Genomic DNA, 13,131 nt, shown 5'->3' with positions numbered 1-13,131 from the left:
CACGCCACGACGCGCCCCCGTCCGACAGGCCCCGCGGCCGCGCGTGCCTAGATTCGCGCCATGAGCGAACCACGCACCGGCCAGGCCCCCGCGCCCCACGACCGCGCCACCTTCGGGCAACGCTTTCGGGCCCGCTTCGTCGACCCGGCCTACCGCGCCGAAGACGCGGCACTGGCCCGGCTGGAGCAGCTCGCCTGGGAGGCCTACACCGAGGGCCGCAAGGCACCGCTGGCGCACCCGGCCGGCGCCGACTATGCCGACCCGGCTTACGAACTCTCCGACGAGTGGCGCGCCACCAAGGAGCAGCTCGACGCGGCGCAGGCACGCTGGGCCGACCCGGCCACGCCCTCGCGCGCACTCGTGGTCTGCGCCTCGCCGCGCAACGACGGCAGCTGCCCCGGCGAGATCTCCAAGAGCTGGCGGCTCACACGCTGGCTGCGCGAAGAGCTCACGACCCGACAGATCGAGATCGACCTGCTGGACCTGAGCCTCGTCACCTCCGACTACGACCGCCACATCCACCCCTGCAAGGGCTGCGTGTCGACCGCCATGCCGCTGTGCCACTGGCCCTGCAGTTGCTACCCCAACCACGCCACGGGGCAGACCAACGACTGGATGGCCGAGATCTACGAACGCTGGGTGTCCGCGCACGCGGTCATCATCGCCACGCCCGTGCACTGGTACCAGGCGCCCAGCGTGCTCAAGCTGATGATCGACCGGCTGGTGTGCGCTGACGGCGGCAACCCCGACCCGACCCGCACGCAGGGCAAGAAGGCGTCACTCGCCAAACAGATCGAGGCCGAGGGCTGGAGCTACCCGCAGCACCTGGCCGGGCGCGCCTATGGCCTGGTGGTGCATGGCGACGTGGCGGGCATCGAGGGCGTTCGCCGCGCCCTGAGCGACTGGCTCGACTGGATGGGTTTCATCGACGCCGGCACGCCCGCGCGGCTCGACCGCTATGTGGGCTACTACGCGCCTTATTTCGACAGCCACGAGACGCTCGACCACGACCAAGGCTTCGAGCAGGAGGTACGCAACGTGGGCCGCGCCGTGGCGCACGCGGTGGCCGAGCTGCGGGCCGGCCGCCTGCAACCCACCAATTTGAAACGCCCACGAGCCAAGTGAGCACCAACCTCAACACTTGGCACGGTCATGACCGGCGGCCGGAAACTCGTTTCCGCTGACCCGCCACTGGGGTTTTTGCCCACGGACGCTCATGCAGAAAGCGCTAACCTGTGGTCAATTGCTGCACCGCACCATTGCCATGAAATCAGACCACCCCTTCGCCAAGCTCATGTCCCAGGCCACCGCCCTCACCCGGCGCGGCAGCCTGGCCGAAGCGACCCAAGCCATCCAGAGGGCCCTGAACCTCCCCGCCCGCGGCCGTATGCCAACCCCCTCAGGCCCGTCAGCCCCGGCCGACGCCGCTGACAGCGTGATCGTGCTCGACGGCCTGGTGCGCGAGGTCGACCCGGCGCAAGAGACCTCGGGCGGCACGGTGCCGCACGGCGACACCATCGCGCCGGACATGCGGCGCCCGCCCGCGGCGCCGGCCGATGAAGCCCCTCCGCCCGCCGCGCACCCGGCTCCGCTCCCGGCACGATTCGACGAACTCCCCTTTGCCACCGCCGAGGGCCTGCGCCACTACAAGCTCTTCTGCCCCGCCGGCATGGCCGATGACGCGCCCGCGCCGCTGCTGCTGATGCTGCACGGCTGCAAGCAGAACCCCGACGACTTCGCCGCCGGCACGCGCATGAACGAGGTGGCGCAAGAGCTCGGCTGGCGCGTCGTCTACCCGGCGCAGACGCCACGCCAGAACGGCCACCGCTGCTGGAACTGGTTCCAGCCCGGCGACCAGAAACGCGGCCACGGCGAGCCCGCACTGCTCGCGGCCATCGTTAGGCATGTGATGCACACCCATACCGTGGACACACAGCGCGTCTACGTGGCCGGGTTGTCGGCCGGCGGCGCCATGGCCACGATCATGGCCAACGAATACCCCGACCTGTTTGCCGCCGTGGGCGTGCACTCGGGCCTGCCGCAGGGCTCGGCCAACAGCGTGGCCAGCGCCTTCAACGCGATGAAGAACGGCCCGCGCTGCCCTCTGCCTTCTGGCGGCGACAAGCGCGCACCGATGATCGTCTTCCACGGCGACCACGACGCCACCGTGCACCCGCGCAACAGCGAGTTGCTGCTCGCCACCTGCACGCCCTCGGAGATCGAACCCGGCCAGGTGCCCGACGGCCATGCCTACGTGCGCAGCCGCTTTCGCGACGCCACCGGCCGCGTCACCGCCGAACACTGGCTGGTTCAAGGGTCGGCGCACGCCTGGTCGGGCGGCAGCAGCAAGGGCAGCTACACCGACCCGCTCGGGCCCGACGCCTCGCGCGAGATGCTGCGCTTCTTTGCGGAGCACCCGCTGGGCGCCGCCGCCGCCACGCCGCCCATCACTCCTCGACCTTGACGCCCTTCCAGAACGCCACGCGGCCCTTGATCTCGGCCGCCGCCTCGCTGGGCTCGGGGTAGTACCAGACGGCATCCGGGTTCATCTCGCCGTTGACGAACAGGCTGTAGTAGTACGCCTGCCCCTTCCACGGGCAGCTCGTGCGGTGGTTGCTGAAGCTCACGTACTCGCGCTTCAGGCTGCTCTCGGGGAAGTAGTGGTTGCCTTCGACGACCACGGTGTCGTCGCTTTCGGCCAGGGTCACGCCGTTCCAGGTGGCTTTCATGATGGGGCTCCTTGCGGGAGCTCCCATCATGCCTCCAGGCCGCGAGCGATCAGGGCGGCGTCACCGAGAGGAAGAAGGCGCCACCGCCCAGGCTGGGCAGCGACAGCACCGATACCCCCATGCCCCGCAAGGGCATCGAGGTGAACCCGCGCACTGCGACGGTGGCGCCGGCATTGGTGGTCGCCGTGCCCTCGGCACGCGTGCTGAACCCGGCATACGGCGAATTGATGGTGATCGTCTCGCTGTGCCCGTCCGTGTTGCTGATGCGGGTGTAGGTGCCGGCGCCTGCATCCACCGCGGTGGTGGTGAAGTCGCTCGACGACGCCAGGTTGCTCGACACCAGCGAGGGGTTGGTCCACAGGCCCCACGAGGCGGCCCGGCTGTTCACCGCCGGCAGGGTGAGGGTTCGCTGCTGGGTGAAGATGCCGATGCTGCCGTTGCCGGACAGGTCGACCAGCATCAGATCGCCCGATGGGCTGCGGTAGGCGAAGGTGCGCGAGGGGTCGTTGCCTGGCTGGACGAAATCGAAGCCGCCGGCCGCGTTGGTCTGCAATGTCAACGACGGCGGCGATGTGACGGGCGCGCAGGTCTGGAGCGTGGGGCAGTAGCGTGTGAGCGTGATCGCGCCAGTGGAACTGATCACCCCGGCGCCCGCCGTCGCGGCGTAGCTGCCGGCGCTGTCGCGCTCGAAGCCCATCATCTGCCACGTGCCGGCCAGGTCAGCCAGAGGAATCGCCTGCTCGGGGAAAGCCAAGCCGAGCCGCATCACCCCGCCTTCGTTCGATCGGAACACGATCACGCCTGCCGACGAGACGACCGCGTCGCCACCGTTGTCGGTGGTGAAGGTGCAGTTGCCGGTCGAGGTGAGCTGGCCCGTGTCGGTCGGGTCGTTGGGGGCCTGCGTCACACCGGTCGCCGCATTGATCTTCAGGGTGTCCGTCGAGAACTGACCAGCCGCCGCCATGTTCGGGATCACCAGCCGGTAGGTCCCGCTCTGCAGCGCGCTGCACGTGGGAGAAACCGGTGGGGGCGGGGGTGGGGCGGAAGACGGGGCATCATCGCCGCCGCCCCCTCCACAGCCCGCCACGGTGCAGGCCACTGCCGCCGACATGAACAGCGTGCCAAGGGACTGGTTGATGTGCATGATGCTTTCCTCCAGATTGTTGAATGAACCGGAGTCGCAGCGTAGGCAGTGGCTCACGCTCACACATCATCTGAACGAATGAGGGCAGGACGGTGCGCGCTGCACCGTTGTCAGGCCCACTCACCCATAGAGTGCGGCGGCCCGCGCCAGCCTTGTGCGCAGCGTCTGCACCAGCGCCTTGTCACCCTTCACCACCACGCTGTCGCCGTGGCGCAGGATGTCCATCACGAGCTCGGTGGGCTCGCTGTAGGGCACGCGCAACTCGTAGCGGCCGTCATCGAGCCAGCGGCCTTGCTGCTGCGGGTGCCACTCTTCCACCGCCACCCACTGCGCGGCATCGGCGCCGAACTCGAGCGTGGCCCACTTCACCTTGGCGTCGGCGCCGCTGTAGATGCCGTAGCCGGCATCGAGCTCGGCCTCCAGGTCTTTCACCGCGACGTTGCGCGCTCGGGTGTCGAGCGGCCGGGCCTCCTGGATCGCATCGAGCGAGAAGCGACGCAGGCCCTCGCTGGCGTGGCACCAGGCGTCGAGGTACCAGGTGTTGCGGTAGTTCACCAATCGCTGCGGCGAGACCTCGCGCTCACTGGTGCTGCGGTCACTGCGCTTGAAGTAGCGCAGCCACACCCGCTTGCGCTGCACCAGCGCGCTGCCGAGCAGCTCGAAGTGGCGGCTCGGCGCACGCCGCCGCGCGGTCGAGATCACCTTCACGCGGCGCATCAGCTCGCGCGATTCGCTCTCATCCGCCCCCAACATGCCCTGCAGCTTGTCCATCATGGGTTGCAGGTGGCGCGAGAGCACGCCGTCGTCGTCGAGGCCCGCCATGAGCTGGTGCATGGTGAGCAGCGCGGTGATCTCCTGCTCGCTGAACCACAGACCGGGCAGCTCGTGGCGCGCGGCGCTCGTGCCGGTGGCCTGTTCGAAGCGGTAGCCGTTGTCGTAGTGGTCGTAGACGATGGGCGCGCTCAGTCGGTCGCGCAGGTACTGCAAGTCGCGCTTGAGGGTGGCGGGCGAGACGCCGAGTTCCTCGCGCAGATCCGCGAAGCTCACGCAGCCGCGGCTGCGCAGCAGGAGTTCGATCTTGTAGAAGCGTTCGGTGCGGTCCATGTTGGTGGTGTTCGTACAGGACTGATGCGACACGGGATGTGGCACACCAATGGCTCACCAGATGAGCCACCCGACCCGAGCATATCCGCAGAGGTGGATTCGCCACAGATTGGCGCTGGCTCACGCAATGAGCCACCCAAGCGAAACACTGACTCCATCGCTGCAATCGGTGCAGCGAACCCCTCTGACCCGGAGCCAACACATGACCACCGAACTGCACACCATCAACACCTTCGTCATCGGACACGCCAGCGCCCACACGAGCCTGACCACCCACGAACACATCGGATTCGAACTCGGCTGGGACTACGCCCACTACCGCGTCACGCCGCCCGCGCCCTACGCACAAGAGCCCTCGCCGCTGCGCAATGGCTGGCTCGCCGGCCAGGCCACCTTCGGCACCCGCACGCTGGAGCCCACCCGCCATGTGCGCAAGTGGCTGCAGCTGCGCCTGCACGCCTGGCTGCGTGGGCGCAGCGTGGAGCTGGTGCAGGTGACGCCGCACTACCTGCAGCAGATCGACGTGAGCCACTGCCCCATCACCCGCGTGCCGCTCAGCAGCGCCACGCTGGAGGGCAGCGACGCCTCCATCGACCGCGTGCGCAGCGATGCCGCCTACGCCGCAGGCAACCTCGCCGTGATGGCCACCCGCGCCAACCACGCCAAAGCCGCGCACGGCTTCCGCTCCGCGGTGGCACAGGCGCAGCGCGTGGAAGACGAGCAACTCGGCGGGCTCGATGGCTTCAGCGCCGAACAGTGGTCGCGCGTGGCGGTGCTGTGCAGCTACGTCGAGGCCCTGCCGCACGAGGCGGCCGCCGCAATCCCCATGCTCGTGCTGCCGCCCAACCGCCTGCGCCTGTTCAACCCGGTGCAGGCGCTGCAGGCCTTCATCAGCCAGCAACTGCTCAGCCCCGGCTGGAGCCACCGCGTCGCCCGCCTCGAAGACCTGCTGCCCGGCAAGGCGCTCAAGCGCGACTTCCAGACCTTCTTTCACGCCCTGCTGCCGCGCGTGCTCGAAGCCGGCAAGACGAGCAGCCCCGAGACGCTGCGCTGGGCCATCGAAGACGCCTGGCGCAACCCGCTCGCGCTGCAACGCTGGACGGCCTTTGCGCGGCAACTCACGGCCGCGCAGTGCGAGGCGCTGGTCGCCAAGGCGGCTGCACGCAAGCTCGGCGCACTGCGCGTGCAACAGCTCGACGACAACGCCGCCACCGACGGCTGGCACCTCGACAGCCGGGGCTACGTGCCGCACGCCGTGCTGAACCGTCGACGCGCTGCGCCGCCTCGGCAGCTGTCGTTGCTGGGGTGATCGCCGCACGGCAACGCGGCCCCTCAGCGCTCGGGTAAGCTTGCCCGGCTCTCCCGCACGACCGCGTGCACAGAACGGGCGGGCCGCGGCTGCCACCCCCTGCGCGTGTGGTTCTTGCTTCTGACAGCGCACTGTCAGCAGGTCTCTGGCAGCATCGGCGGTCCCGCCGGCTCCTGCCCCAGATTTCGCTCTCACCGCACTGTCATGACCCACACCTCCAAGCTCGCGCTCGTGTCCTGCCTCGGCATCGCGGTGTTCGCCGCGGTCGCCGCCGATGACGACAAGAAGACCGCCGCCGCCCCCGCCAAGGCCGCGTTGACCGTCACGGTCACCCAGCCGCAGCAGACCCGGCTGCCGATCAAGATCAGCGCCAACGGCAACGTCGCCGCCTGGCAAGAGGCCAGCGTGGGTACCGAGGCCAACGGCCTGCGCCTGTCGGAGGTGCGCGTCAACGTGGGCGACGTGGTGAAGAAGGGCCAGGTGCTCGCCGTGTTCGCCGCCGACTCGGTGAATGCCGACGTGTTGCAGGCCAAGGCCGCCGTCGCCGAGGCCGAGGCCACCCTGAGCGAGGCCGGCGCCAACGCCAAGCGCGCCCGCGACCTGCAACCCATGGGCGCGCTGAGCGGCCAGCAGGTCAGCAATTACCTGACCGCCGAACGCACCGCACAGGCCCGGCTCGATGCGCAGCGCGCCATGCTGCGCGTGCAGCAGCTGCGCCTGGGCCATACCCAGGTGGCGGCGCCCGACGCCGGCGTCATCTCCGCCCGCAGCGCGACCGTGGGCGCCGTGGTGCCGGCCGGTACCGAGCTGTTCCGCCTGATCCGCCAGGGCCGCCTCGAATGGCGGGCCGAAGTGCCGTCGAGCGAGCTCACCCGCCTCAAACCCGGCGTGGCGGCAAGCGTGGTGCCCGCAAGCGGCGGCGAGCCGCTGGTCGGCAAGGTGCGCATGGTCGCGCCCACCGTCGACGCACAAACCCGCAACGGCCTGGTCTACGTGGACCTGCCCATCAGCCCCGAATTCAAGGCCGGCATGTACGCGCGCGGCGAGTTCGACATCGGCGCCAGCCAAGCCCTCACGCTGCCGCAAAGCGCGGTGGTGCTGCGCGACGGCTTCCATTACGTGCTCACCGTGGGCGCCGACTCGAAGGTGGTGCAGGGCAAGGTCGGCGTGGGCCGGCGCATCGGCGACCGCATCGAGATCACCAGCGGCCTGGCCGCCAACGCCCGCGTGGTGAGCGCGGGCGGCGGCTTCCTGAGTGATGGCGACACCGTGCGCGTGGTCGAGGCCGCACCGGCCAAGCCCGCACCCGCCGCCGCGCCGGCCGCCAAGTGAGCAGGGGAACGGCGCATGCTGAACGTCTCGTCCTGGTCGATCAAGAACCCGACCCCCTCGATCCTTCTCTTCATCATGCTCACGCTGGCCGGCCTGCTGGGCTTCAAGGCGATGAAGGTGCAGAACTTCCCCGACATCGACCTGCCCATGGTCACGGTGACGGCCTCGCTGCCTGGCGCCTCGCCGGCGCAAATGGAGACCGAGGTCGCGCGCAAGATCGAGAACTCGCTCGCCACCGTGCAGGGCCTCAAGCACATCTACACCACGCTGCTCGACGGAACCGCCATCCTCACGGCCGAATTCCGGCTGGAAAAGCCCACCCAGGAAGCCATCGACGAAGTGCGCGACGCGGTGGCCCGCGTGCGCTCCGACCTGCCGGCCGACCTGCGCGACCCGGTGATCCAGAAGGTCAACCTCGCGGGCACGCCCATCCTCACCTACACGGTGTCCAGCACGCGCATGGACGACGAGGCGCTGTCGTGGTTCATCGACAACCAGGTCAGCAAGACGATGCTGGCCGTGAACGGCGTGGGCGCGGTCACGCGTGTGGGTGGCGTCTCGCGCGAGGTGCGTGTCGAGCTCGACCCGGCGCGCATGCTCTCGCTCAACATCACCGCGGCCGACGTGTCGCGCCGCCTGCGCGAGATCCAGCAGGATGCCTCGGGCGGCCGGGCCGACCTGGGTGGCGCCGAACAGTCGGTGCGCACGCTCGCCACCGTGCAGTCGGCGCATGAGCTGGCCACGATGGAAGTCACCTTGTCCGACGGCCGCCACCTGCGCCTGGCCGACATCGCCAACGTCAGCGACACAGTGGCCGAGCAGCGCCAGGCCGCGCTGCTCAACGGCAAGCCAGTGGTCAGCTTCGAGATCGTGCGCTCGCGCGGCGCCAGCGAACTCGATGTGACCGACGGCGTGCGTGCAGCGCTTGAGAAGCTCAAGGCCGCGCACCCGGACATCACCATCACCGAGGCCTTCAACTTCGTCGACCCGGTGGTCGAGAACTACGACGGCTCGATGAAGCTGCTGTACGAAGGCGCCTTCCTGGCGGTGCTGGTGGTGTGGCTGTTCCTGCGCGACTTCCGCGCCACCTTCGTCTCCGCCGTGGCGTTGCCACTGTCGGCCATCCCCACCTTCGCCGTCATGTACGCGATGGGCTTCACCATCAACGTGGTGACGCTGCTGAGCCTGTCACTGGTGGTCGGGATATTGGTGGACGACGCCATCGTCGAGATCGAGAACATCACACGCCACCTGCGCATGGGCAAGACGCCCTTCCAGGCCGCCATGGAAGCAGCCGACGAGATCGGCCTGGCGGTGATCGCCACCACCTTCACGCTGATCGCGGTGTTCCTGCCCACGGCGTTCATGGGCGGCATCCCCGGCAAGTTCTTCGTGCAGTTCGGCTGGACGGCGGCCATCGCCGTGTTCTTCTCGCTGGTCGTGGCCCGCATGCTCACGCCGATGATGGCGGCGTACATCCTGCGCAACCCCAAGCACGAAGAGAAAGAGGCCAAGTGGCTCTCGATCTACATGGGCTGGGCGCGCTGGTGCCTGGGCCACCGGCTGTGGACCCTGGTCGCCACGGCGGTCTTCCTGGTCGGCGCGATCATGCTGGTGCCGCTCCTGCCCACCGGCTTCATCCCGCCCGATGACCTGTCGCAGACGCAGGTGACCGTGACGCTGCCGCCGGGCAGCACCTTCAAGGAGACCTACGCGCTGGCCGAGCAGGCGCGCGAGATCGTGCAGAAGAACGAGCACATCAAACTCGTCTACACCGCCATCGGCGGTGGCAGCGCCGGCGCCGACCCGTTCGCACCGCAAGGCGCGGGCGACGTGCGCAAGGCGGTGCTCACCATCAACATGACGCACCGCGACGAACGCCGTGGCCTGAGCAAGCAAGACATCGAGTCCCAGCTGCGCACCGCACTCGAATCGTTGCCAGGCGCGCGCGTGAAGGTGGGCCTGGGCGCGTCGAGCGAGAAGTATGTGCTGGTGCTGGCCGGTGAAGACGGCCGCGTGCTGGCGCAGCATGCTGCACAGGTGGAGCGCGAGCTGCGCAGCATCCCCGGCATCGGCTCGGTCACCTCCACCGCCAGCCTGGTGCGCCCCGAGCTGATCGTGCGGCCCAACTTCGCCCGCGCCGCCGACCTGGGCGTCACCTCGGCGGCCATCGCCGACACCCTTCGCATCGCCACCGCCGGCGACTACGACCAGGGCCTGGCGAAGATGAATCTCTCCGAGCGCCAGGTGCCGGTGGTGGTGAAGCTGTCCGACGCCGGCCGGCAAGACATCGATGTGCTCTCGCGCCTGCCGGTTCCCGGTGCGCGTGGGCCGGTGCCGCTGTCCAACGTGGCCACCATCGAGATCTCCAGCGGCCCGGCCGAGATCGCGCGCTTCGACCGCCGCCGCAACATCAACTTCGACATCGAGCTGAACCAGCAGCCACTCGGCCAGGTGCAGGAGCAGGCGCTCAACCTGCCGAGCCTGAAGAACCTGCCGCCGGGCGTCACGCAGACCGAAGTGGGCGACGCCGAGGCCATGGGCGAGCTGGTGTCGGGCTTCCTGCTGGCCATGGCCACCGGCGTGCTGTGCATCTACATCGTGCTGGTGCTGCTGTTCAAGGACTTCGTGCAGCCGGCGACCATCCTGGTCGCGCTGGTGCTGTCGATCCCGGGTGCCTTCCTCGCGCTTTTCATCACGCACACCGCGCTGTCCATGCCGTCGATGATCGGCCTCATCATGCTGATGGGCATCGCGACCAAGAACTCGATCCTGCTGATCGACTACGTGATCCTCGCGCGCCGCGAGCACGGCCTGAACCGCTGGGACGCGATCCTCGATGCCTGCCACAAGCGCGCACGCCCGATCGTGATGACCACCATCGCCATGGGCGCCGGCATGCTGCCGATCGCCATCGGCCTGGGCGTGGACCCGAGCTTTCGCTCACCGATGGCCATCGTGGTGATCGGCGGGCTGATCACCTCGACCTTCCTGAGCCTGCTCGTGATCCCGGTGGTGTTCACCTTCGTGGACGACCTGGAGCAGTGGGTGTCCAGGCGCACCATGCGCCACCATCACGCTGGTGATGCGGCGCCCGCGGCACGCCCGGTGGCAGACGAAGGGAAGTGAACGTAAATGCGTCGTGCGTGTTCTTCGCGGGCACGCACGACGCCGTGCACCTGATGGCGTGAGGATCAGCGGCGCAGCGGCGGCGTGAGATCGTTGCGCGAGGTGATGTCGCGCGGCGGCAGGTCGCCTCGCACGAGGCGGTCGTCCAGTTCGGCAATGGTCGCGGCCAGCGAGTTGGCCTGCAGTTCCTGGCCGCGGCGGGTCTCTTCCTGCAGGCGGTCGATGCGCGCCAGCAGTTCGTTGCGCACCTCGAACGACGACTGGCCCACGCGCCGCAGCTCGGCTTCGAGGAAGGTGCGCAGCTCGCTGAAGCGCGAGGCCTCGGCCTTGTCGGCCAGATCGCGCTGAGCGTTCAACTCACGGGTGTGGCGGCGCGTCTCGACCAGGGTGGTCGCCTGCATGGTCACTGCCCAGGCGATGAACACCAGCGCGAAAGCCAGCAACAGACCCAGGAGCACCAGGCCGAGCGGCGCCTGCACGTCGGTGAAGAACAGCGACAACGTGGTCGGTGTCGTGATGGCCGTCCAGTTGAGCAGGGCGAACACCCCGATCAGCAGCATCAGCGCGATGAGGAACAGGATGCGGGTCATGGTCGTCTCCTTGCTTGTCTCGGCCCTGCGAGGCTAATGCAAGCCACGCATCTTGGCTGTAGGACAGGCCCGGGTTCGCAGCGCGCGCCCGCAGCCCGCCCTCAGGCGGATGGCTGCCCGTGAGCGCGCGCTTCGCGCAGCGATTGCGCCTGCTCCTTGGCGGCCTGGCAGCGCGGGCCCTCGAACTCGGCCTCGATCGCCTCCAGGAACACACGGGTGCGCGCCGGCACCAGCCGCCGGCCGGGCATGACGGCCCAGCACGGCTGGGGCGGCAGGTACCAGTCGACCAGCACGGGCATCAGCTCACCGCCTTGCACGAAGGGCTCGGCGAAATGGTCGTTGACCTCGGCGATGCCCGCGCCGGCACGCGCCAGGCGCATGAGCATCTCGGGCGAATTGGCGCGCGCCCGCACCGGTGGCACGCCCTCCCAGACGGCCTCGCCGCGGGTCAGCACCCAGGGCTTCAGATCGCCGGTGCGGCTGAGGATGCGCAAGGTGTCGTGCTCCATCAGCGCCTCCGGCTCGGGCGGCACCCCTCGATCGCGCAGGTAGGCCGGCGACGCGTAGAGGCCGTGCGAGAACGTCGCCACCCGGCGCGCCAGCAGCGAGCTGTCGTCGTCGAGCGCACCCATGCGCAGGGCCAGGTCGTAGTTCTCGCCGATCAGGTCGACGCGGCGCGGCGACAGATCGAGGTCTAGCGAGATCTCCGGGTAGCGGGTGACGAACTCGCCCAGCAGCCGCTCCAGCACGAGCGTGGCCATGTCGGGCGGCATCGACACCCGCAGCCGCCCGCGCGGCTTGGCCTGCCGGTGCTGCACCAGGGCGGTGGCCGCATCGACCTCGTCGGCCACCAGGCGGGCATGCTCCAGCACCCCGTGGCCGAAGTCGGTCACCGTGAGTTTGCGGGTGGTGCGCAGGAGCAAGCGCTCACCCAAGTGTGTTTCGAGCGCTGCCAGGCGGCGCGAAACCGTCGATTTGGGCAAACCCAGGCGCTCGCCGGCCCGGCTGATGCTGCCTTCTTCCACCACGCGGGCGAAGAGCAGCAGGTCGTTGGCTTCGATCGTGTCCATGGCTTCATCGTTGCTGTGGTGGAACGATGTTATCCATTTTAACATCTTCTGGTTTGATTTCGGGACAACTAAAGTTTCTCCATCGCAACCCCTTTCCCCAAGGACACGCCATGAAGATCCTGCAAATCAATTCCAGCGCCCGCACCACCGGCTCGCACTCGACCCGCTTGGCCGAGGACTTGGTTCAACGTCTGCAATCATCAGACGGAGAGTCAGTACTCACAGTACGCGACCTGGGCAAGGCACCGCACCCTGCCCTCGACGAAGCGACGCTGCAAGCCCTGTTCACCCCTGCCGACCAGCGCAGCCCGGCGCAGGCCGAGCGCATCGCACAAGACGACGCGCTGATCGCCGAAGTGCAGGGCGCCGACGTGCTGGTGCTGGGCGTGCCCATGTACAACTTCGGCGTGCCGGCCGCGCTCAAGAACTGGATCGACGCCATCGCCCGCACCGGCGTCACCTTCAAGTACACCGACAAGGGCCCGGTCGGCCTGCTTCAGGGCAAGAAGGTCTACGTGGCGCTCGCGCGTGGCGGCCTGTACCGCGACACGCCGGCCGACAGCCAGGTGCCGTACCTGAAGTCGGTGCTGGGCTTTCTCGGCATGACCGACGTGCAGTTCATCTATGCCGAAGGGCTGGCGATGGGCGCGCAAGCCGAGGAGCAGGCGCTGGCGTCGGCCCAGGCCCAGATCGAGGCCGTGCTGGCCTGACCACCTCTGGTGGG

Annotated in this window: 11 protein-coding genes; 6 read left to right on the top strand and 5 right to left on the bottom strand. The window is 68.8% G+C overall.

Going from position 1 to position 13,131, the window contains the following annotated elements:
• The first annotated feature begins 60 nt into the window (after positions 1-60).
• Entirely contained in the window at positions 61-1,125 is a 1,065-nt protein-coding gene (locus AC1KAR_RS10370) for a flavodoxin family protein (RefSeq protein WP_480317145.1), read from the top strand.
• Between the two features lie 262 nt (positions 1,126-1,387).
• The gene (locus AC1KAR_RS10365) at positions 1,388-2,464 is read left to right on the top strand and encodes an extracellular catalytic domain type 1 short-chain-length polyhydroxyalkanoate depolymerase (protein ID WP_480317143.1); all 1,077 of its coding nucleotides are present in this window, start codon (positions 1,388-1,390) and stop codon (positions 2,462-2,464) included.
• On the opposite strand, the gene AC1KAR_RS10360 is transcribed toward AC1KAR_RS10365, so the two are convergent.
• From AC1KAR_RS10360 to AC1KAR_RS10350, 3 genes are all read right to left on the bottom strand, one after another.
• On the bottom strand, positions 2,448-2,729 hold the full coding sequence (locus AC1KAR_RS10360) for a DUF427 domain-containing protein (RefSeq protein ID WP_480317141.1): 282 nt from the start codon (positions 2,727-2,729) through the stop codon (positions 2,448-2,450). The two genes, AC1KAR_RS10365 and AC1KAR_RS10360, sit on opposite strands and share 17 nt — an antisense overlap.
• A 49-nt stretch (positions 2,730-2,778) precedes the next feature.
• Positions 2,779-3,873 (bottom strand): hypothetical protein, encoded by a 1,095-nt coding sequence (locus AC1KAR_RS10355; protein WP_480317139.1) that lies wholly within the window; start codon positions 3,871-3,873, stop codon positions 2,779-2,781.
• 120 nt (positions 3,874-3,993) lie between these two features.
• Positions 3,994-4,977, bottom strand: coding sequence for a helix-turn-helix transcriptional regulator (locus AC1KAR_RS10350; protein WP_480317137.1), 984 nt, complete (start codon positions 4,975-4,977; stop codon positions 3,994-3,996).
• Positions 4,978-5,179: 202 nt separating this feature from the next.
• Between AC1KAR_RS10350 and AC1KAR_RS10345 the strand changes: the two genes are divergently transcribed.
• The 3 genes from AC1KAR_RS10345 to AC1KAR_RS10335 all read left to right on the top strand — a co-directional run bounded on the left by AC1KAR_RS10345 (position 5,180) and on the right by AC1KAR_RS10335 (position 10,747).
• Positions 5,180-6,286, top strand: coding sequence for a hypothetical protein (locus AC1KAR_RS10345; protein WP_480317135.1), 1,107 nt, complete (start codon positions 5,180-5,182; stop codon positions 6,284-6,286).
• 204 nt (positions 6,287-6,490) lie between these two features.
• Complete coding sequence (locus tag AC1KAR_RS10340; protein ID WP_480317133.1) at positions 6,491-7,618, top strand: efflux RND transporter periplasmic adaptor subunit; 1,128 nt, start codon at positions 6,491-6,493, stop codon at positions 7,616-7,618.
• Between the two features lie 15 nt (positions 7,619-7,633).
• Positions 7,634-10,747: an efflux RND transporter permease subunit gene (locus AC1KAR_RS10335; protein ID WP_480317131.1), complete on the top strand. Its 3,114-nt coding sequence runs from the start codon at positions 7,634-7,636 to the stop codon at positions 10,745-10,747.
• A gap of 65 nt (positions 10,748-10,812) precedes the next feature.
• On the opposite strand, the gene AC1KAR_RS10330 is transcribed toward AC1KAR_RS10335, so the two are convergent.
• Together AC1KAR_RS10330 and AC1KAR_RS10325 are read right to left on the bottom strand one after the other, a co-directional pair.
• Positions 10,813-11,337, bottom strand: coding sequence for a lipopolysaccharide assembly protein LapA domain-containing protein (locus AC1KAR_RS10330; RefSeq protein ID WP_480317129.1), 525 nt, complete (start codon positions 11,335-11,337; stop codon positions 10,813-10,815).
• Between the two features lie 101 nt (positions 11,338-11,438).
• On the bottom strand, positions 11,439-12,407 hold the full coding sequence (locus AC1KAR_RS10325) for a LysR family transcriptional regulator (RefSeq protein WP_480317128.1): 969 nt from the start codon (positions 12,405-12,407) through the stop codon (positions 11,439-11,441).
• Positions 12,408-12,517: 110 nt separating this feature from the next.
• Between AC1KAR_RS10325 and AC1KAR_RS10320 the strand changes: the two genes are divergently transcribed.
• Positions 12,518-13,117 (top strand): FMN-dependent NADH-azoreductase, encoded by a 600-nt coding sequence (locus AC1KAR_RS10320; RefSeq protein WP_480317126.1) that lies wholly within the window; start codon positions 12,518-12,520, stop codon positions 13,115-13,117.
• Positions 13,118-13,131 lie beyond the last annotated feature (14 nt).

The organism is Piscinibacter sp. PDB1-1, from assembly GCF_056675995.1.
Note: the sequence above shows the minus strand (reverse complement) of the source record. Positions and strands in the feature narration are given on the sequence as shown.